At 54.0% G+C, this 19,908-nt stretch carries 15 protein-coding genes; 3 read left to right on the top strand and 12 right to left on the bottom strand.

Annotated features, from left to right (window positions below; translation table 11 throughout):
- Positions 1-31: 31 nt before the first annotated feature.
- The 3 genes from SH580_RS13390 to SH580_RS13380 are packed head-to-tail and all read left to right on the top strand — an operon-like array spanning position 32 to position 5,745.
- Positions 32-1,381, top strand: coding sequence for an efflux transporter outer membrane subunit (locus tag SH580_RS13390; protein ID WP_319831359.1), 1,350 nt, complete (start codon positions 32-34; stop codon positions 1,379-1,381).
- A 41-nt stretch (positions 1,382-1,422) separates the two neighbouring features.
- On the top strand, positions 1,423-2,562 hold the full coding sequence (locus SH580_RS13385; RefSeq protein ID WP_308949583.1) for an efflux RND transporter periplasmic adaptor subunit: 1,140 nt from the start codon (positions 1,423-1,425) through the stop codon (positions 2,560-2,562).
- 39 nt (positions 2,563-2,601) lie between these two features.
- Entirely contained in the window at positions 2,602-5,745 is a 3,144-nt protein-coding gene (locus tag SH580_RS13380) for an efflux RND transporter permease subunit (RefSeq protein ID WP_319831358.1), read from the top strand.
- 70 nt (positions 5,746-5,815) lie between these two features.
- Here the strand turns inward: SH580_RS13380 and SH580_RS13375 are convergent, their stop codons facing one another.
- The 12 genes from SH580_RS13375 to yajC all read right to left on the bottom strand — a co-directional run bounded on the left by SH580_RS13375 (position 5,816) and on the right by yajC (position 19,857).
- Entirely contained in the window at positions 5,816-6,859 is a 1,044-nt protein-coding gene (locus SH580_RS13375; RefSeq protein WP_319831357.1) for a transposase, read from the bottom strand.
- 96 nt (positions 6,860-6,955) lie between these two features.
- Positions 6,956-7,363, bottom strand: coding sequence for a hypothetical protein (locus SH580_RS13370; protein ID WP_319831356.1), 408 nt, complete (start codon positions 7,361-7,363; stop codon positions 6,956-6,958).
- A gap of 51 nt (positions 7,364-7,414) precedes the next feature.
- On the bottom strand, positions 7,415-8,203 hold the full coding sequence (locus SH580_RS13365) for an IS701 family transposase (RefSeq protein ID WP_319831355.1): 789 nt from the start codon (positions 8,201-8,203) through the stop codon (positions 7,415-7,417).
- 167 nt (positions 8,204-8,370) lie between these two features.
- On the bottom strand, positions 8,371-10,323 hold the full coding sequence (mrdA, locus tag SH580_RS13360; protein WP_319831354.1) for a penicillin-binding protein 2: 1,953 nt from the start codon (positions 10,321-10,323) through the stop codon (positions 8,371-8,373).
- On the bottom strand, positions 10,320-10,850 hold the full coding sequence (locus SH580_RS13355; protein ID WP_319831353.1) for a hypothetical protein: 531 nt from the start codon (positions 10,848-10,850) through the stop codon (positions 10,320-10,322). Before SH580_RS13355 ends, mrdA begins: the two co-directional genes overlap by 4 nt.
- Entirely contained in the window at positions 10,840-11,691 is an 852-nt protein-coding gene (mreC, locus tag SH580_RS13350) for a rod shape-determining protein MreC (protein ID WP_319831352.1), read from the bottom strand. The genes SH580_RS13355 and mreC overlap by 11 nt, the downstream gene beginning before the upstream one ends.
- A 9-nt stretch (positions 11,692-11,700) precedes the next feature.
- Positions 11,701-12,723 (bottom strand): rod shape-determining protein, encoded by a 1,023-nt coding sequence (locus SH580_RS13345; RefSeq protein WP_319831351.1) that lies wholly within the window; start codon positions 12,721-12,723, stop codon positions 11,701-11,703.
- A 114-nt stretch (positions 12,724-12,837) separates the two neighbouring features.
- Positions 12,838-14,019: a tyrosine--tRNA ligase gene (gene tyrS / locus SH580_RS13340; protein WP_319831350.1), complete on the bottom strand. Its 1,182-nt coding sequence runs from the start codon at positions 14,017-14,019 to the stop codon at positions 12,838-12,840.
- Between the two features lie 115 nt (positions 14,020-14,134).
- Complete coding sequence (locus SH580_RS13335) at positions 14,135-15,220, bottom strand: adenylyltransferase/cytidyltransferase family protein (protein WP_319831349.1); 1,086 nt, start codon at positions 15,218-15,220, stop codon at positions 14,135-14,137.
- Entirely contained in the window at positions 15,217-16,935 is a 1,719-nt protein-coding gene (recJ, locus tag SH580_RS13330) for a single-stranded-DNA-specific exonuclease RecJ (protein ID WP_319831348.1), read from the bottom strand. The genes SH580_RS13335 and recJ overlap by 4 nt, the downstream gene beginning before the upstream one ends.
- 9 nt (positions 16,936-16,944) lie before the next feature.
- Positions 16,945-19,491: a protein translocase subunit SecD gene (secD, locus tag SH580_RS13325; protein ID WP_319831347.1), complete on the bottom strand. Its 2,547-nt coding sequence runs from the start codon at positions 19,489-19,491 to the stop codon at positions 16,945-16,947.
- Positions 19,492-19,533: 42 nt separating this feature from the next.
- A complete protein-coding gene (yajC, locus tag SH580_RS13320) occupies positions 19,534-19,857 on the bottom strand; it encodes a preprotein translocase subunit YajC (RefSeq protein WP_319831346.1) in 324 nt (107 codons plus the stop codon).
- Positions 19,858-19,908: the final 51 nt, after the last annotated feature.

Raw genomic sequence — 19,908 nt, 5'->3', positions numbered from 1 at the left:
CCAAGCCATGATCCAACCACTCTTGACATCCATGACTGTCCTATCGCTCGTGCTTTCCGGCTGCGCGGTGGGGCCCGATTTCGCCCAGCCTGAGCCCGCCACGCCCCAGGCATACACACAGCCGACTCCCTCGGTTGAAATCGACGTGAAGCACTGGACAGAGCTCTTCGCCGATGTGCAACTCACGCAATTAGTGAGCCAGGCGCGTGCCCACAATCACAGCTTGAATGCGCTCTATCAGCGCACACGACAGTCGCGTGCGCTCATTCGGCAAGAGCAGGCTGGCCGACGCCCTCAAGTGGATGCAGACAGGACCTACGCACGCTACAAAGATTCGGAGGCACTGGGCAATACTGGCGATGCGGAGGATGCCTACAATGCCTCACTCACCTTAGGATGGGAGCTGGACCTCTTCGGTCGTGTGGCACGCTTAGTCGAAGCCGCCGAGGCGGATGCCGCGGCCAGCGAGGCCGCCTATCAAGATCTACTCCTGATCACCGAAACCGACGTAGCGATCAACTACTTCCGCCTACGCGCCATCGAGCGCGAAGTGCAATCCGTACAACGCAGTGTCGAAACACGCCGTGAATCACTGGAAATCGTTAAAAAGCGCTATGAAAATGGAGCCGTCAGCGACCTCGATGTCGCACAGTCTGAGACGCTGCTAGCACAATCGGAAGCGGACCTGGCCAGCCTGCTGCGCTCGCGCGATACTCGCAAAAATGCGCTGGCGGTCTTGACGGGACAAGCGGCCCCGGATTTTTCGATTCAAGTCACCGCGCTCACTGGCAAACCCGTAGACGCGCCCGCTGGCCTGCCCTCGGAACTGTTGCAGCGCCGCCCCGACATCCGTCTGGCCGAACAAAACTTACGCGCAGCCAACGCACGTATCGGCGTGGCCAAGGGAAACTTCTTCCCACGCATCACCCTGGGCGCCAGCGGTGGCTTCGCCGCCTCGGCAGCGAGCGATTGGTTCAAGGCCGGTTCCGAACTTTACAGCTTCGGCCCCAATATCAACCTGCCGCTCTTCCAAGGAGGACGCCTACGCGCCGATCTCAGTCGCAGTGAATATGCCTACGCTGAAGCGGCCGCCAACTATGAGCAAACCGTAGTGGAAGCCTTTGCCGAAGTGGAAGACGCACTCTCGGGCTGGCGTCACCTCTCCGTGCAACGCGCCGCTCTGGAGCGCGCGGCACACGCTTCCGCACGCGCGCAAACGATATCCGACAATCAATACCGCAATGGTATCGTCGACTTCATCTCCTCGCTCGACTCCGAGCGCACCGCATTGGAGGCCGAACGTAGCCTAGCCCAGATCATCGGCGACGAATACGAAAACTCCATTCGCCTCATCCGGGCGATCGGCGGCAACTGGAACTAAGCTGCTTCCCACTTTAAAAATCAAAAAGAATACCACTACCAATGAATAAGCCACTCTCCCTCGCCGTATCCACTCTAGCCTTACTGGCCACTCTCGTCGGCTGCGATAATAAAGCCGCCAGCCCCGCCTCCCCCGCTGCCAACGCAGCTCTGCCGGTGCCAGTCGCCAACCCCACGCAACAACACATTGCTGAGTATGCCGACTACACCGGTCGCCTGGAAGCGGTCGAAATCGTCGACGTGCGCCCGCGTGTGAGTGGCTACATCGAATCGATTCACTTCACTGAAGGACAAAAAGTAAAGGCCGGCGATCTGCTCTACGTGATTGATGCACGCCCATTTCAGGCACAGGTCAACCGCCTGCAAGCACAGGTCAATCAAGCCGAAGCTGCGCGTTCACTCGCCAAAGCAAACTTGAAGCGCGCTGAAAAGCTGATCGAAGTCAACGCGATCAGCCAAGAGGAGGCCGACATTCGTAACAGTGAAGCGCTGCAAGCGGAAGCCGATGTCGCCGCCGCCATCGCCTCGCTGGAAGCCGCTCACTTGGACCTCGAGTTCACGCAAGTCATCGCACCGATCGACGGCATTGCCGACCGCCGCGAAGTCACAGTGGGGAATCTGGTGGTCGCCTCAGAAACTGAACTCACGACCATCGTGCCGCACAGCCCCATCTACGCCTACTACGAAGTCGACGAACGTGCCTTCCTGCGCAGCCTGCGTCGCTATTTCAACGGTGAAAGTGGGGGCCGTCACTCCGATGCGCAAATCCCTGCTTGGCTGGGCCTCGACGATGAAGAGGGCTATCCACACCAGGGCATCATCAACTTCTCCAGTAATCAGCTCAACCCCAACACCGCCACACTCACTGTGCGTGCCTTGTTCCAAAACGAAGATGAATTCCTCACACCGGGGCTCTTCGCCCGCATACGTGTCGCCACCACGGAAAAAGCCGACCGTATCCTCATTCCCGATACAGCGATCGGCACCGACCAAACCATCAAATATGTCTGGGCACTCAAAGACGACAACAGTGTCGAGCGCCGCACACTCGAGCTAGGCCCCACACATGAGGGTCTACGCATCGTGCGCTCGGGCCTAAGCACCGAAGACCGTATCATTGTAAGCGGCATCCAATTCATCCGTCCAGGCATGACGGTGGATCCACAAGCGGCGGCTCAATAATCCTCCGCGCTCCTCTTTGACCGACTACCGAACCAAGCCATGAATTTCTCTCACTTTTTTATTAAGCGTCCGCGCTTTGCGATCGTCATATCGATCGTATTCACCGTGCTCGGGATACTCGCATTTCCGACACTGCCCATCGCACAATATCCAGAAGTCGCGCCACCGACTGTAGTGGTGCGCGCCAGCTACGCCGGCGCCACTCCGGAAACCATCGCCAACACCGTGGCCGCGCCGATCGAACAAGAAATCAACGGTGTGGAAAACATGCTCTACATGTCTTCCAACTCCACGGCCGACGGCTCCTTGGCCATCACCGTGACTTTTGAGCTGGGCACCGATCTGGACCAAGCTCAAGTGCTAGTGCAGAATCGTGTGGCCATTGCGGAGCCTCGCCTGCCCGAGGAAGTTCGCAGCGCTGGCGTCACCGTTACCAAGAACACACCCGACATTTTGTTGGTGGTGCAAATGATGTCGCCGGGGGGCACCTACGATAATCTCTACGTCAGTAACTACGCGATCACTCAAGTGCGCGAGCAGCTGCGCCGCATTCAAGGCGTGGGCGACGTGCGCTTATTTGGAGCACGTGAGTACTCCATGCGCATCTGGTTGAACCCGGAAAAATTGTCCTCCTTGTCGATGATCCCCAGCGATGTAGTCGCAGCACTGCGCGAGCAAAACGTGCAAGTCGCCGCCGGTGTGATCGGGCAATCGCCCACCTCCCAGGGCAATGCTTTTCAATACAATGTCAGCACACTCGGCCGCCTCGACAACGAGACCGCATTTGAAGACATCGTCGTCAAAACAGGCCAGAACGGTGAAGTCGTACACTTACGCGACGTCGCTCGAGTCGAGCTAGGCGCACAAGACTATGGTATCGTCAACTACGCCACCAAAACACCCGCGCTCGCGATGCCGATCTTTCAACGTCCCGGCTCGAACGCATTGGAGACTGCGAGCGCAATACGCGCCACCATGGCTGAGCTGGAAAAAGATTTCCCAGATGATTTGGAGTATAAAATCATTTACGATCCCACCCAGTTCATTCAGCAGTCGATCGACGAAGTGCAAATCACCCTGCTTCAGGCCATCCTCTTCGTGGTCTTAGTGATCGTAATCTTCCTACAATCCTGGCGCGCCGCCATCATCCCCTTCCTCGCCATCCCGATCTCACTAATCGGCACCTTTGCCACCATGGCGATCATGGGCTTTTCCCTCAACAACCTCACACTCTTCGGACTCGTGCTCGCGATCGGCATCGTGGTGGACGACGCCATCGTGGTGGTGGAGAATATTCAGCGTAATATCGACGAGGGCAAGAGCCCACGCGAAGCCGCCTTTGCCGCCATGTCGGAAGTCACCGGTGCGGTAATCGCCACCTCCTTAGTGATGGTCGCGATCTTCGTGCCGACCGCCTACATTCCTGGCATCTCGGGTCAATTCTACCAACAGTTTGCGCTCACCATCTCTGGCGCCGTGGTGATATCGACCATCGTATCACTCAGCCTCAGCCCCGCACTCGGTGCCATTTTGCTGCGCCCGAGTAATGCGCCGCAGGACCGCTTCACTCGCATTTACATGTTCCTCTTTGGCTGGTTCTTCAAGGGCTTCAATTGGTTCTTCGATAAATTTACCCGCGGCTACACCGGCATCATTCGCCGGATCGTGCGCTTCGGCTTCGCCGCCATCATTATCTATGTCGGCCTACTCGCAGTCACCTGGTTTGGCTTTGGCAAAGTCCCGGTCGGATTCATCCCGACACAAGACCAAGGCTACAGCATCGTGGTGGCCCAGTTGCCCGACGGCTCCTCGCTGCAACGCACCGACGAACTCACGCGTAGCATCGTCGATACCATCATGACTGTCGACGGCATCAAGGGCACCGTCGCCTTTGCTGGCTTTAATGGTGCCTCCTTCACCAATAGTCCCAACTCCGCGGCCATTTTCACACCCTTCGAATCCTTCGAAGAGCGCCTCGAATCCGGACGCGATAGCGACACCATCATCGCCGAACTACGGCAAAAACTAGGCGGCATTCAAGAAGCCTTCGTCTTCGTCATCCCGCCCCCACCCGTGCGCGGCATCGGTAGCGGCGGTGGCTTTAAGATGCAACTGCGCGACCGCGCCGGACTCGGCCCCGCCGTGCTCGAACAAACCGCATGGAAGCTCGCTATGGCGGCCAATGCCGAGCCTTCAATCACGCAGACTTTTACCTCCTATCGCTCCTCGGTGCCGCAATACTACGCCGATGTGAACCGCGTCAAAGCCAAGATGCTGGATGTGCCACTCAATAACATCTTTAGCACCATGCAGATTTATCTCGGTTCACTCTACGTCAACGACATCAACCTACTCGGCCGCACCTACCGAGTGACCGCCCAGGCCGACACCGAGTTTCGCGATACACCCGAAGACCTCTACAGCCTCAAGACACGCAACAACAACGGCGACATCGTGCCACTCGCTTCCCTGGTCGAACTCAAGAACTCCTCTGGCCCCGACCGCTATGTGCGCTACAACCTATTCTCCTCAGCCGAGGTGCAAGGCTCCACCACACCCGGCTACTCCTCCGGAGATTCAATTGCCACCATGGAGCGACTCGCCGCCGAGATTCTGCCTCCCGGCATGGACTATGAATGGACCGATCTCGCCTACCAACAAAAGCAAGCCGGCGGCAGCACCGTCGTCTTCCTGATGGCCATCGCCTTCGTCTTCCTGGTGCTCGTGGCACAATACGAAAACTGGTCACTACCACTGGCCATCATACTCATCGTCCCCCTCAGTCTCAGTGGCGCCATCGGTCTCGTTGCCTTACGCGGATTTGACAACAACATCTTAACACAGATCGGCTTCATCGTACTCATCGGCTTAGCCGCCAAGAACGCCATTCTCATCGTTGAGTTTGCCAAACAAAAGCAAGACGAAGGCATGAACCGCTTCGACGCCGCAATCGAAGCTTCACGCCTACGCCTACGGCCTATTTTGATGACCGCCATCGCCTTCATCCTCGGCGTAGTCCCACTCGTATTTGCCACAGGTGCCGGTGCCGAAATGCGCCAGGCCCTAGGCACCGCCGTCTTCGGCGGCATGCTCGGCGTCACCGCGATCGGAATCTTCATGACACCCGTGTTCTACGTGATCATCCAAAAATACGCCAAGTCCTCACATAAAGCGTCCAATTAGGCCGACCACAGTTCAACTCCCGTCTAGTTTCGACTATGCGGGAGTTTTTTTGTGCTTAACACCCAAGGAGTCATCCAAACACCTGCTTGCGCAGCCCCTGAATCACAGCCAAGCCACCCCAATCACCACGCATCGCATTCACCTTCGGAGGATGCTTGCGCCCACGCTCCATTTGCCACGCACCCGTAAAGCCGCGTACAAACTCAGCCGACCCCAGAATCGCACCGTCGGTAAAATAACGCACCCGGCAGCGCAGCATCACCGACTTCGGCAATTGACCGCCCTCTTCATTTAGCACCTTCAAAGCAGCCGCACGCTCCACCTCAGACAGGTCAGCATCCGCCGCACGCTTGCCAAAGATCAACTGACGATGCTGCATCAAGGCCTCTGCCAAACCAGCTCCCGACGACAAGTGGTCACCCCAAACATGTAACAAACCAGCTCGACATCCCATCCGAGCGTCCACCTTCGACTTGGAGTCTTCTGTGCCCCCTGAGCTAATTAAGCCAAGCGACGCCACCGCCTCCGCGTAGCCGCAGAAACGATAATCCTTAGGATCCTCCACCAGCCCCGCACGCACCGGATTCAGATCAATATAAGCCGCCATCGTTTGCAGCGGATTGCCATGCCCCTCGACCAAGACCGACTTAAAACGGTCCGCCCACAGAGTGCCATAGCGCTTATGATTACGATTAAACCAGACTGAAAAACGCTGCTTCACCGCCTTCATATATTCAGAGACATCGCCCATCCGCGCCAACAGTTTCGCACGCAACAGCTGCGCCTCCTCAGAGTCAGCCTCCAACTGAGAGCGCAGCACCTTGACCGAAGCCGCCTGATACTTGGTAGGTTTCGGGTACAGCACCTGATAGCGGCGCATCAACTCAGCATCATCCACCTGCTGACGATCCGGCACACGCAAAAGCACGTGAAAGTGATTCGACATCACACAATAAGTCAGCACCTGCACCCCGCAAAAATCAGCCACCTGCCAGATCATCTTACGCAGCATCTCCTTCTCACGATCCTGGAACAAGCGCTCCCCATTCACCACCCGCGTCATGCAATGATAAACCGCATCCCGACCATGAACCTTTGTGCGACGAACCTTCATACTCCCCAACAACATCGACATTCTCGACGAAGTCAACTCATTTCTTATAGCCTGGTTATTAATTTAAATGCGCCTTCATCCCTTCGAGCATCAGCGTCAATCGTTGATGCATCTCCTGTGCCTTTTCGGACATTGCCTCGGCACAGGTGTGTGTCTTTGTAGGAGTTGGTGGAAGATCTCCTTTTCTGAGCGTTGCTTGGAAGGCAGGTAAAAGCTGAGCAGTTCGATCACATCATGTGTGCTCAACAATGGGGCGCAGTCTCGATTGATGAGCTTTTGCTGCGTAACGAAGAGCATGGCCATAGTGACCATGGCCATGTTTTGGTGCCATCCTTGCCAGCCGCGCACCTGATACTGCGCCATTCCGACTTCACTCTTAGCTTCTTGTATGGCTCGCTCGATCCAGTAGCGCTGATGTTGGCGATAGCATAGTTGCACGGCACTGGCCTGATCATTGGTCAGGCTATATTTGATCGCTCCGGTTCCATCGCAGCTGATGACCAAACAGCGCTGATTCTGGCATCCGTCATGATCGTAAAGCGCTATGCGCAGCACCTATGCGTGAAGGGGGCCTTTGGTTGCATTGCGGAAGTGAACATGTTCGGCTTGCTCGCCACCTCGCTCGATCCAAAGCCGATCCACGCGTTGATACACCAGCGCTCCACTGACATCGCGAACATAGAACTTCTGGTTGCTGCGAACGTCGGCAACGTAACGTAGCCCTTGCTCTTCAAGCTTTGCTAGCAATTTGCTGTTGCTGCCATAGAGACTGTCCATGCCGACCCAGTTGAACTCAAGTCCTTGATTGATCGCATTCTCGATAATCTCCCAAGCTAGTTCCGGTTTCGTTTTAAACGTGCGCTTATCTGCAGGAACATGAGCGCGATCCATGCGCTCACAGTCCTGCGTCCAAGCCTCCGGAAGATATAGCCAGTAGTCGATGATGGTCGCATCGCGCTGGCAGCCCAGAACTCCCAAGACGCTAACCTGACCGTTCTCAATTTTACCCGAGCATCCACAATACTGCCTCGCCACGCCTACACTACGAGTGCCCTTCTTCAGGAAGGAAGTCTCATCGAGCAACAGCATACTCTCTGAGTTGCCGCCCAGTAATGCATTTGCATCGCGAGCCACTTGATCGACCAAGGCTCGGTGGTTCCAGTTCGATTCGCTAACGAAGTTGTGCACCGATTGATAATCGACTTGATCGATTTTCTCACCGATGCGCTCAATGTTTTTACGCCGAATATCTCCTAGTAGGCCACTTAGATACTGGCGTGCGTGTAAAGTGCGATTGCGCCCCTGAGAGATAAAGTAACTCGAATAGTCGTCGCAAAACTCCATAAAGTCGCGCGCTATAGAGCGAAGGCCTGTAACGTCATATTTTTTTATTTCGCGATCCGATTACCCGGAATCGCGAACGCGTAGATTCATATTTTTAAGCGAGAGCACCAGGCAATCCTAGCAGGCGAAAAAGTACAAGCTTAAAGTTTAACAATGTAGAATTATGGCTATCTTGCGGCTGAAAAACCTGCGCGCTCGGGATACTGCTCGATAAATTCTAATAAGATGTCTTTGGCTACGGGACCAGCGGTGGAACCTCCGTGGTAGCGTTCACTGGCATTGGTACCTTCGACCATGACGGCGACGGCGATCTGCGGATTCTCTACCGGGGCAAAACCTACAAACCATGCTAAATTGACGCCTTTGCCGTGAGCACGAAAATCCGCGGTGCCGGTCTTACCGGCAATGCGCAAACCATCGATCTGCACTAAGCGACCAGTGCCGTCTTGACCAACGACACGCTCCATCCCCTCCCAAAGTGCATCATGCTGCTTTTGCGTTAAGCCAATTGCTTCGCCTCCGTGTTCGACTCGCTGGACCTCCTCATTGGTCAATGCGCGTAAAGTGGGCTGAGTGCGCGTTTCATTGCGCGCAATGGATGCAATCACTGTCGCCATCTGTAAGGGGGTAACGAGCAAGAAGCCTTGGCCGATCGCGGTGTTGGCTGTATCTCCTGGCACCCAACCGGAACCGATCTGCTCACGCTTCCACTCTTTACTTGGCACTACCAAACGACTGGTTTCAAAGGGAATCTGAATGCCGGTCTTTTGATCCAGACCGAAGCGTTTGGCCTCGGCACTTAATACATCGATTCCCATCTCCAGCCCTTCGGCATAATAAAACACGTTGCAACTCGCTTCAATCGAGGCGGCTAGATCAACAATTCCGTGGCCGTAGCGGGCATTACAACGAAAGATGCGATTGCCTAAACGATAGAGTCCTTGGCAGTCATGTTCCGTCTCAGGCGTCATCGAGCCATGCCGCATACCAGCGATCGAGGTGATGAGTTTGAACGTGGATCCTGGAGGGTAAGACAGCTGGACGGCGCGATTAAGCCAAGCACCACGCTCGTTGATCTCGTCGAATGTGTTGCGTGGAATAAAGGGGCTGAGGTCATTGAGGTCATAACTGGGATGACTGGCAATGGCCAGTACCTCGCCGGAATGTATGTCTAACGCAACTGCTGCGCCCGTGCGCTCGCCGAGCGCGGTTTCAGCTGCCAACTGCAAGTCGATGTCGATGCTAGTGATCAAGTCCTGCCCCTGCTTGGGCGTCTTCATCTCTAGCATGGAATCTTGAAATCCGAGGGGATCGACACGCCAAATCTCAGTGCCCGTCTCGCCAGATAACAAATCGTTAAAATGTCGTTCGAGGCCGGTTTTCCCGCGCTTGGTTTTAAAGGTAAAAGTCTTAATCCCATCATCGGGAATTTCATCAGGGTCTGGATTCACATTTTGCACGTAGCCGAGTGTATGCGCTGCGGCGACTCCGTAGGGATAATAGCGTGCGGTATCGGTATGTATCTGGATGGCTGACTTCACAGGCACTTGCTCAATCAGGCGGGCATATTGATCCGCATTGAGGTCTTCGACTAAGGGCAAGGGTAGTAGGAGTTGCTCATTAAAATGGCGAATTATCTTACGCATGGACAAGCTGTCGTCTCGTCCGGTGATTCGATTGATCTGATCGATGTAGCGCTGAATCACGTTTTGGCGAGCGATCCATTGCAGATCATTATAATTTGGCGTCAGCTGTGAATCTTCACGCTCGGATTCGGGCGTCTGCTCATAGGCCTGCCTCAGTTTCTCGCGTTCGGCACGAATAATTTGCGAATACTCACTGCGAAATTCACGCCGCAGGTCATCGAGATAAACGACTGCGGAGTATTGCGGTCGGTTGCCGACCAGAAGGTTGCCTTTGCGATCATAGATATCACCGCGTGGGCCTGGCTTGAAAATACGCCGCTCCGTTTGGCGCCTCTCGATTTCCTCATACTTTTGGTAGGCAATCAACTGCCGCCATCCCAAGCCTACCAGCAGGGTGATACCAGCCGCCATCACGATCCAGAAGAAAAAGAGAATACGAGGGTTCTCACCGCGATGAAAGTCGTAGCCGCTCATAGGATCGGGAAATCCTCTGGTTCAGTATCGAAGCGAAAGAGCGCAAATAGCATACGCTCAAAATCAAAAAACCACGGAGCCACAAATAAGAGCACCAAATGCGACGCAAGACTGGTCACAATGACCTGCAACCAAAAGCCAGGACTGGAAAAATAGGCATAGCCCATCCAAAATGTGACAAGTAGAATGCAAAAAAAGTTCAAACCATGCGCCAGCATAATCGGATGGTAGTTGTGCTCGGCGCGAAAACGAATACGCATTTGAAAAACAAAGGCACCGGCAAAAAGGAAACCGATGGTGAACAGGCCGAAGCTCGCTGGCAGTGCGGCATCCACCCATAACCCAGTAAAAAAGGTGCAGATGAAATACGACTGATGCCGCAAGTAAAGAGCGGGGAATACCAGCATTGGCCCTAAGAGCATGAGGTAAATAGACCCACTCGTCAGCGCTGAGTTCACCAGCAAAGTCAAGTAGAGCAGCAGCGCATTGGCTCCAAACATGAGTATGGCACGTGGGTCAAGGAGCATCGGAATCAAGGTCAATCGGATAAAGCGGAATCAAAACCGCCACCTCGTGCAAGCTGAGCAAGTCAGAATTGAGCTCCACGGTGCCAGTCTGAAAGATACCAGTGCTACCAGGTTGTAACCAGTTCACACGCCCAATCATTAAACCGGGAGGAAAGGTGCCTCCTAATCGCGTGGAGACGAGCTTGAGCGGCGCTTGAGTGCTGGCAACCATGTCTTGCGGCGCATCACGCACAACTCCCTTCGGCTCACCGAAGCCGCCTTGAGCGAGACCTTGATAAACAACAGGTCGCTCATCTCCTTCGAAATTAGCCGCCATGCGGAAATTGGGACTACTGATTAATTCGATACGACTGGTAAATGCGTTGACCTCCACCACGCGCCCGACCACGCCGCCATAAAAGACGACTGCGGCACCCACTGGAATTTTATAGTCCTCGCCCTTGCGAATGACAATTTGCTGCCACCACGCATTTAGATCACGACGAATCACACGAGCGACTTCATAACGAAACTCACGCCGGCTGGGAAGGTTTAGAATCGATTCGAGGCGTTGAATCTCATTCTCCAGAGTCTCATTACGCTGCGCATTAAATTGATAGAGCGATTTGGCCCGTGCCACTTCCCGCCCCGCTTCGATCAGCTCTACTTTAGAGTGACTACGGCGCGCCCAAAAACCTTCTAGATCGTCGAGGTAGGATGTCGCGACCCACGCGGGCGCTTGAAATTCAGAAAAGCTCACCCGAAGGAAGGATTTGATCGCGGTCGGCACAATCCACCAAGCAACTAGAAAGGCGCCCAAGGCGACTAACGGCTTAATTTTATCGAGGCGGTGATTCGCCACGGCGCAGCGCTAGCTTTTGGGGGTTCCCGTGAGGTCTTTCAAAAGAAAGGCCAGTTCGTGCAGGACCAAGCCAGTCCCGTTGGCAACGGCACTGAGTGGATCTTCGGCAATGATTACGGGCAAGCCCGTCGCATCACTGAGTTGCTGGTCGAGTCCCTTAATCATGGCACCGCCTCCAGCCAGGAAAAACCCGCGATCGACCAAGTCCGCTGAAAGTTCAGGGGGGCAGCGCTCCAAAGCATTTCGCACGAGGTCGACAATCGCGGCAATCGTATCCGAAAGTGCATCCCGAATCTCCTGAGAAGTGATGGTAATCGTCTTAGGCAGACCAGCCACGGAGTCACGACCGCGCACTTCCATCGAAATTTCCTCTTCCAGTGGAAAAGCGGATCCGACCTTGATCTTGATCTCTTCTGCGGTCCGCTCCCCAATCATCAAATTGTAAGCACGCTTCATGTAGTTGACAATCGCACTGTCGATCTCATCGCCCCCCACACGGATACTCTTCGTATAAACCACACCAGCGAGTGAGATAATCGCCACTTCCGTAGTCCCCCCGCCGATATCAACAATCATGTTGGCTGCGGGCTCATCGATCGGCAGTCCGACGCCGATGGCTGCGGCCATCGGCTCTTCGAGTAGCACGACATCGCGAGCGCCGGCACGGATCGCAGAGTCTTTGACCGCACGACGCTCAACTTCGGTGATTCCCGAAGGGACCGCCACTACAATGCGTGGCGCCACAAAAGTCTTTTTCTTATTCACCTTATTGATGAAATACCGGAGCATCGCCTCAGTAATTTCAAAATCGGCGATCACCCCGTCCTTCATGGGACGGATCGCAGTAATATTCCCCGGAGTGCGACCGAGCATTTTTTTCGCCTCGGCACCGACGGCGCATACCTTCTTAGTCGACGAGTAGATAGCCACCACGCTGGGTTCGCGCAGGACGATGCCTTTTTCTTTTGCAAATACTAGCGTATTGGCGGTGCCAAGGTCGATGCCGATGTCGTTGGAGAGGAATCCGAACACAATAAGATGGATGTTAAATAGCGCTGCGCTGACTGATCAGAGAATAAACCCTTTTTCTATGAAAGCATTTGAAAGTCAAATGATTACCGCAAGCGAAGCACATCTTTGCCGCGCTTAGCCTACGAGCTTGAAAAAGACACGCTTGCCTGCTTGGAAAATTTGCTCGCCGCTGGGCGGAGTCACTTCGCGATTCGGGTCATCTTGTTTTTCGCCATCAATTTTAACACCGCCCTGCTTCACGAGGCGACGAATCGCGCCCTTACTCTCAAACAGCTCTGATTGTGCCATCACTTCAAAGAGCGGTGCGCTGGCAGCATCGCCCAGCAAATCGCTCCAAGTAAAAGTGGGCATATCATCTGGCAGCTTGTTCTTTGAGAAGACTTGCTCGAATTGCTCTAGCTCATGCTTACCTGCCTGCATGGAGTGAAACTGCCCCACCAGCGAAGAAGCCAGATGTTTTTTAGCCTCCATGGGGTGGCCAGTCTTGAGCTTCTCAATCTTATCCTCAGGCAATTCCAGTAATAACCGATAGTAATCCCACATCGTATCATCTGGGATCGACATGATTTTACCAAACATCTCTTTAGGACTATCGGTGAACGCGATGTAGTTATCCGCACTCTTTGACATTTTCTTGGTGCCATCAAGACCGACCAGAAGCGGCATGGTGATGACGGCCTGCTCTTGCTTGCCAGCATCCTTCTGCAGTGCCCGGCCGACGAGCATATTGAAAAGTTGGTCCGTACCACCAATCTCAACATCCGCGTTGAGCACGAGTGAATCGTAGCCCTGAATAAGTGGGTACAAAAACTCGATAATCGAAATGGGCGCCTGAGCCGCGTAGCGTTTCGCAAAATCATCACGCTCCAGCATGCGGGCAACAGTCATTTTACGCGAAAGCTTGAGACAGTCCTCAAAACTCATATCATCAAACCACTCACTGTTATAAAAAACAGTGGTTTTTTCCTTGTCGAGGATCTTGAAAGCTTGATCCAGATACGTTTGCGCATTCTCGACGATTTCGTCTTTAGTGAGAACTGGCCGTGTATTGGAGCGTCCGGAGGGGTCCCCAATCAAGGTCGTGAAGTCACCAATAATCAGCAACGCCTCATGGCCGAGGTCTTGAAACTGACGAAGTTTATTAAAGACTACAAGGTGGCCGAAAGTCAGATCTGGGCGCGTCGGATCCACACCTAGCTTAACGCGCAAGGGCTTGCTGCCGTGTAAGCGGTCTTCAAGTTCTGTTTCACCGATAACAGTCTCGGTGTTACTACGGATAATATCAATTAAGCTCATTTATTCAGGAGTCAAAGGTCAGGAGTACGAGGTTGGAAACGCCTCGGCCATGTGACCGGGTGAAACCGACTAAACTGAAGGGATCCCAGTTTCCGTAAAGGATAAAAGCCAATGCTTAACGAATCGTAATGTACGGCTCGATCGGACGATTGCAATTTGCGGACGCCACAAAGGCATCGCGATCCTCCGAACTGTGAAAGAGGTAGAGCGCGTAACCGCCCCAGCCACCGCCGGAATATTTACGACCGATACAGCCTGCCGCTTCTGGCAAAGGACACATACCTTCCTTGAGTTGCATTTCGTAAGTCAAAGAAACTGCCTCCCCCAGCTTGCTGATATTGGCTTCAACTACAGCCTCCTCAGCGATACGACCAGCCGCTTCGATCATGTCGTAGTCGCGCTGGTTATCGGCATTGCTCGGAGTATCATGCGGAATATCTGTATAGTGCAGCGCCATGAGTCCATGCAGGAAATCACCGTTACGCTTAAAATGCAGCACTGGCTTGTCGCCACTACGCCACACACAGAGCCCTGTTTCCCGAATGATCGCAGGGTCTTGCCAGCCGACGCCTAAGTTGAGTTCGCTTTCCACGCCGTCGTTTCCATTGAGCAAAGCCCATGCACCACTGCCCCCAAGGCCAGACTTCTGCTGATAGCCCCAATTAGTCAAAGATACCATGGGGGAAATCGCGCAATTCACGATGTAACCGCCCTTGCGTGCATGGCGCGGCACATCGAGCCAACCACCCGCAAAATCCACCCGTAGTGGCGCATAGCTAGGCGTGCGAATGTTTCGCACAATCGAAGTCGTGGACACTGGCGTAAACTGTGGTGGTGTCTTGGGCAGCACGATGTACTCCGCTCCGACTTGGGCACAGAGGGCACGTTTGCCATCGGCGTATTGATCATCTTCCGTTACAGCCAGCACATCGGGCTTAATCCGAAGAAAGTGATCTTTAAAATCGAGCCCCAGTTCTTCGCAGTCGCCGATCACAACTTGATCCACGATGTCGAGTGCGGTCATCAAAGCTAATTTATGATCCTGAGGAATCGAAGTGCGGCGCTTCTTATGCTCCCAAAGCACTTTATCCGAAGCAAAGCACACGGTCAGGTGATCTCCCAACGCGCGCGCTTCCTTAAAAAACTGAATATGTCCTCCGTGGAGGATATCGTAACAACCAGAGATAAATACTTTCTTCATAAATGTGCAGGTTTCCAATCAACTAGGGTGACTTGTGGGTAGCGATTTTCACGCCAATAGTTCCAAGAAAAGCGTATAGCCATGTCAATGCGCTGCCCAAGAGCCGGCGGATTTCCCAGACGCCAGGCAATCCCAGCGACACCTCGTCTGGCGCCAGCTTGTGCGGGCATGCGAAAGCGAAAGTTGCCTTCACCGAAAACATGCGGCAACTCTTCCAGCGCGACCCCCTTCAAGCCGAAGACGGGCTCCGAATTGCCCTGCCCAAATGGATGCATACGGTCGAGCTCTTCCAAGAGCGACTCTCCGAGATCGGCGGGTTGCAACCATGCAGAAATAGACAACGAAGGCTCGGGCAAGCCATCTGGATAAAGCAGCTTTAAGCTCTCAAGATAGCATTGCGTAAAAGCAGGCACATCACTCGCCTGCATCGAAACCCCTGCAGCCATGGGATGTCCGCCCCAGTGCCCCAGCAAGTGCGCACAGCGTTGAAATACCTCGACTAAATTCACGGAGGCAACCGAACGCCCGGATCCCTTCGCCTCGTCTCCCTCGGAGCCGAGAATCACACAGGGCTTATGAAAATGTCGACTCACACGGCTGGCCACAATCCCAACCACGCCGGGGTGCCAATCCTCACCAAAAAGGACGATACCTGGCTCCTCGGCAAACTCGACCGCTGCACGCTCTTCCGCCGACTTGGCGATGCCACGCTCAATGCTCTGCCGCTCCTTATTCATCTCATCGAGTTCCTGCGCGATTTTTCGACACTCAGGATAATCCTCCAACAGGAGTAACTCGATCGGCAGTGACGCGTCCGCGAGGCGACCACTGGCATTAATACGAGGAGCTATTTTAAAAGAGATATCACAACTAGCCATCTCCTGCCCACTGTCGATGCCCGAAACTTCAGCCAGCGCACGAATACCACTGCGCCCATTCGCCCGCAAGTGGCGTAACCCGAACCATGATAGAATGCGATTTTCCCCATGCAGGGGCACCAGGTCCGCGACCGTGCCCATCGCGACTAGATCGAGATAATCTTTAAGCTGAATACCTTCGACCCGCGGGTCCTCCGCCTCACGGCGATGCTTCAGCAAACCGTGCAAGAGCTTAAACACCAGCCCTGCAGTGCAAAGGTCGTGCCATGGTGCATCTTCCGGATCGTTCACGTGCGGGTTGACGAAAATACAACCCTCCGGTGCCTGTGTTTTGGTCTGGTGGTGGTCGACGATAATCACATCGACCCCAAGCCCACGCAAGTAGGCGATCGGCTCGTGCGCATTGGTGCCACAATCCAGTGCGATAAACAGCTGCGGAATCTCACCATCAAAAATACGATCAATGGCGTCGCGACTCAGCCCATAGCCTTCGTCCAAACGACGAGGCACCGAATAACGCGGCTCCAGCTCCAGGGTGCGCAACATACTGACCAGTTGCACTGTGCTGGTGACACCATCCACATCGTAATCGCCGAATACGACAACCGACTCTTTCTGCTCAATGGCCTGCTCGATTCGCTCGACGGCGGCTTCGAGATTCACCATTTCAAAGGGATTATCCAACTGAGCAAGCCGCGGACGAAGAAATTGCTCCGCAGCCTCACTGGTCGAAATCCCCCGTTGCACCAGCAGCTCAGCAGTCACCTTCGACAGTCCGAGGCGCTCCGCCAATGCGGTCGCAGCGCCCTCGTCGATGTCGATGGTAGTCCAGAGCATATCAGCAGACTAGGCTTCTTCCTTCTGGCTCTCCCACTCGTAGCGTTTTGGTGTAAGCTGACGCTCCTCTACGTGACGACGACTCCCCTTGTGCCACCAATAGAATACGGGGCTCGCAATGAAAATCGAAGAGAACGTGCCGGTGATAATACCGACGATAAAGACGAAAGCTAAATCATTAATCACACCAGCGCCGAAGACATACAGCGAAACCGCAGCCAACAAGGTCGTGATACTGGTCAGCAAGGTGCGCGAAAACACACGGCTGATCGAAAGATTGATAATGCTACGCAAATCCATGCCAGGATTGAGCTCCAACTCCTCACGAATACGGTCGAAGGCCACAATGGTATCATTGATCGAGTAACCGACAATCATCAGAATCGCCGCAAGCATAGGCGCTGTGAACTGGCCGCTAACAAAGAGGCCAAGCTCGCCGCAGATCACAAAAATACCGATCGTCATCAGCACGTCGTGAATCGTCGCCACCACGGCACCGACACCGTAACCGACTTCGAAACGCAAGGCAACGTAGAGCAAAATGCCAGCCAGCGCGGTCAGCACGGAAATTAGAGCGTTCCACTGAATGTTCTTAGAAACGGATGCACCAATTTGATTGATGCCCGCCTCTTCGAAGCCTGCTTCCGGGAAGGCACGTTGCAATGCCTCCAGCGTGACACGGGCTTGATCAAAAGGTGTTTGAATCTTGAGCACTTCACGGTCTTCACCGATGAGGCTTTGGTAGTGTGCCGTCACATCGATCAAGTCTTGCGCCTCGATGACTTCCATTAACTGGTCAGTCCCGATTTGCTGAGAGTAGTTGACCGTCATTTCGTCACCACCAGTAAAGTCCTTACCGAGGATGTTATCATGATGAATCACAACACTGATGACACCGATCAACACAATCACCCATGAACCAATAAATGCAGGCTTACGGAATTGGAAGAAGTCGAACTTCTTCTCACCAAACATCTCAAGACCGAGAATACTGGAAACACCCACACGATGGACCAGGAAGTCGACCATGAAGCGAGTGACGACCAAGGCACAGAATATCGACGCACAGATACCAATCGCAAGCGTCACACCGAAGCCCTTTACGGGCCCCGTGCCCAGCCAGATCAAAATCGAAGCAGTGATCAGCGTCGTCACATTAGCATCCACAATGGTCGAAGTCACCTTCTCAAAAGCACCTGCAGTCGCATTCTTGATACTCTTACCAGCGCGGAGCTCCTCACGCAGACGCTCGAAAATCAAAATATTCGCATCCACACCCATCCCAAGCGTGAGCACCAAAGCGGCCACACCTGGCAATGTCAAAGTAGCACCAAGGCTGGCAAGCACGCCTAGCACAATCACCACATTAATCAAAGCCGACACCACGGCGACCAAGCCACCGAGGAAATAATAAACCACCATGAAGCCAACCACCGCAATGGCACCCCACTGAGCCGCACTGATCGAACTATCACGTGCGCCGGCTGCCATCGTTGGGCCGACTTCATACATTTCGTCGACGCGTAATTCAACGGCGAGTGGATTATTCAACACATTGGCCAGTTCAATCGCTTCACGCTGCGAAAAGTTACCTGTGATCTGAGCGTTCTTCGAGAGCACGCCTTGAATCGTGGGTGCGGAATACAGTTTGCCATCCAGAACAATCGCCAAAGGCTGGCCGACCATACGCTCCGTCACCGAACGGAAGATATCGGCGCCCTCACTCGTCATCACAAGATTGATTTGGAAGCCGCCAGCTTGCGTTTGCGAAGCAAAGGCATCGTCAACGATCTCGCCAGTCGCCTCAGGAATGAGCTTCACGAATTGGCGGCGTTCATAAGTTTCCCCGGAACGATGATCTTCGATTTCTTCTGCCAGCACTTCGTAGCCGACCGGATAACGGTTGGCTGGAGTCGTGTCTGGAGTCAGACTAGGATGCACGGCACGAAATTCCAAACGGGCAGGCTTTTTAACTGCATCAATCACCTCAGGATTATCCTTAGTGGACAGCCCAGCAAGTTGGATCTCGATCGCGTTATCACCACTGGCACGGATGACGGGCTCTGCCACGCCCATACCGTCAAGACGCTCGGCCATGATGCTAATCGCATCCTTAAGCTGCTCAGCTTGCTCAAACTGATTGAGTTCAGCCTGCGAAGACTCATCAATCTTGAGCGTCACACCCACGCCGCCCTTCAGGTCGAGACCGAGGCGAAGCTGGCTCTGCGCCTTTTTCAAGATGTGCTTGAGCAGAATGTCGTTGCGCTTATCCTGATTCGCGATATCGGCAACATTGATCTGCGGAAAGAACTTCGCGTAATTAATCGCCTCCTCAACCCCCAGATCGCGTAACGCAATAAAGAGCGTCGGCGAGTCCCCGGCATCCACACGAGCCTGCGCGCGCTGGAGCACATCAGTAAACTCCGCCTGATCGGCCGTGACTTGAGACACGATGTAATCCTCGAAAGGACGATCCTGCAAGGGCGTGATGCTCATCACACACCAAAAAATAATGGCGGCGGTGAGTAGAAATTTCCAAAGAATGTTTCCGGACATGGGTATAAAGCTTAACGCCTAGGGTTAAGATGAAAGAGAAATTTACTTAGCGTCTGCCGCCTCAACTTTGTTCGCGACAAAGCCCTTACCAAGCTCAACCTTAGTGTTATCCGCAATACGAACGACAAAACGATCGTCCTTTACATTGGTAATGGTGCCGTAAAGACCACCCGAGGTGATGATCTCGTCGCCAGTCTTCAGCTCGCTGAGCATCTTATCGTGTGCCTTCTGACGCTTGCGCTGTGGCGCAATGATCAGGAACCACATACCGACGAAGAGTAGAATGATCGGCAGGAACTGACCGAGACCGCCGCCAGGAGCTGCCTGAGCGAGTGGAAGGAGCGTTGAAATTTCAGAAATTGACATAGAGCTTGATTGTTGAAAAACCGCAGAAGGAAAGGGAGTCGCCCCTAAATA

Source organism: Coraliomargarita algicola (assembly GCF_033878955.1).
Lineage (GTDB): Bacteria > Verrucomicrobiota > Verrucomicrobiia > Opitutales > Coraliomargaritaceae > Thalassobacterium > Thalassobacterium algicola.
This window is presented reverse-complemented; position numbering and strand designations above follow the sequence as displayed.

Bases quoted from the DNA above. Each gene is read 5' to 3' on its own strand.
- SH580_RS13390 (WP_319831359.1), top strand. From the start codon at position 32: ATGACTGTCCTATCGCTCGTGCTTTCCGGCTGCGCGGTGGGGCCCGAT.
- SH580_RS13385 (WP_308949583.1), top strand. From the start codon at position 1,423: ATGAATAAGCCACTCTCCCTCGCCGTATCCACTCTAGCCTTACTGGCC.
- SH580_RS13380 (WP_319831358.1), top strand. From the start codon at position 2,602: ATGAATTTCTCTCACTTTTTTATTAAGCGTCCGCGCTTTGCGATCGTC.
- SH580_RS13375 (WP_319831357.1), bottom strand. From the start codon at position 6,859: ATGAAGGTTCGTCGCACAAAGGTTCATGGTCGGGATGCGGTTTATCAT.
- SH580_RS13365 (WP_319831355.1), bottom strand. From the start codon at position 8,203: ATGGAGTTTTGCGACGACTATTCGAGTTACTTTATCTCTCAGGGGCGC.
- mrdA (WP_319831354.1), bottom strand. From the start codon at position 10,323: ATGAGCGGCTACGACTTTCATCGCGGTGAGAACCCTCGTATTCTCTTT.
- SH580_RS13355 (WP_319831353.1), bottom strand. From the start codon at position 10,850: ATGCTCCTTGACCCACGTGCCATACTCATGTTTGGAGCCAATGCGCTG.
- tyrS (WP_319831350.1), bottom strand. From the start codon at position 14,019: ATGAGCTTAATTGATATTATCCGTAGTAACACCGAGACTGTTATCGGT.
- SH580_RS13335 (WP_319831349.1), bottom strand. From the start codon at position 15,220: ATGAAGAAAGTATTTATCTCTGGTTGTTACGATATCCTCCACGGAGGA.
- recJ (WP_319831348.1), bottom strand. From the start codon at position 16,935: ATGCTCTGGACTACCATCGACATCGACGAGGGCGCTGCGACCGCATTG.
- secD (WP_319831347.1), bottom strand. From the start codon at position 19,491: ATGTCCGGAAACATTCTTTGGAAATTTCTACTCACCGCCGCCATTATT.
- yajC (WP_319831346.1), bottom strand. From the start codon at position 19,857: ATGTCAATTTCTGAAATTTCAACGCTCCTTCCACTCGCTCAGGCAGCT.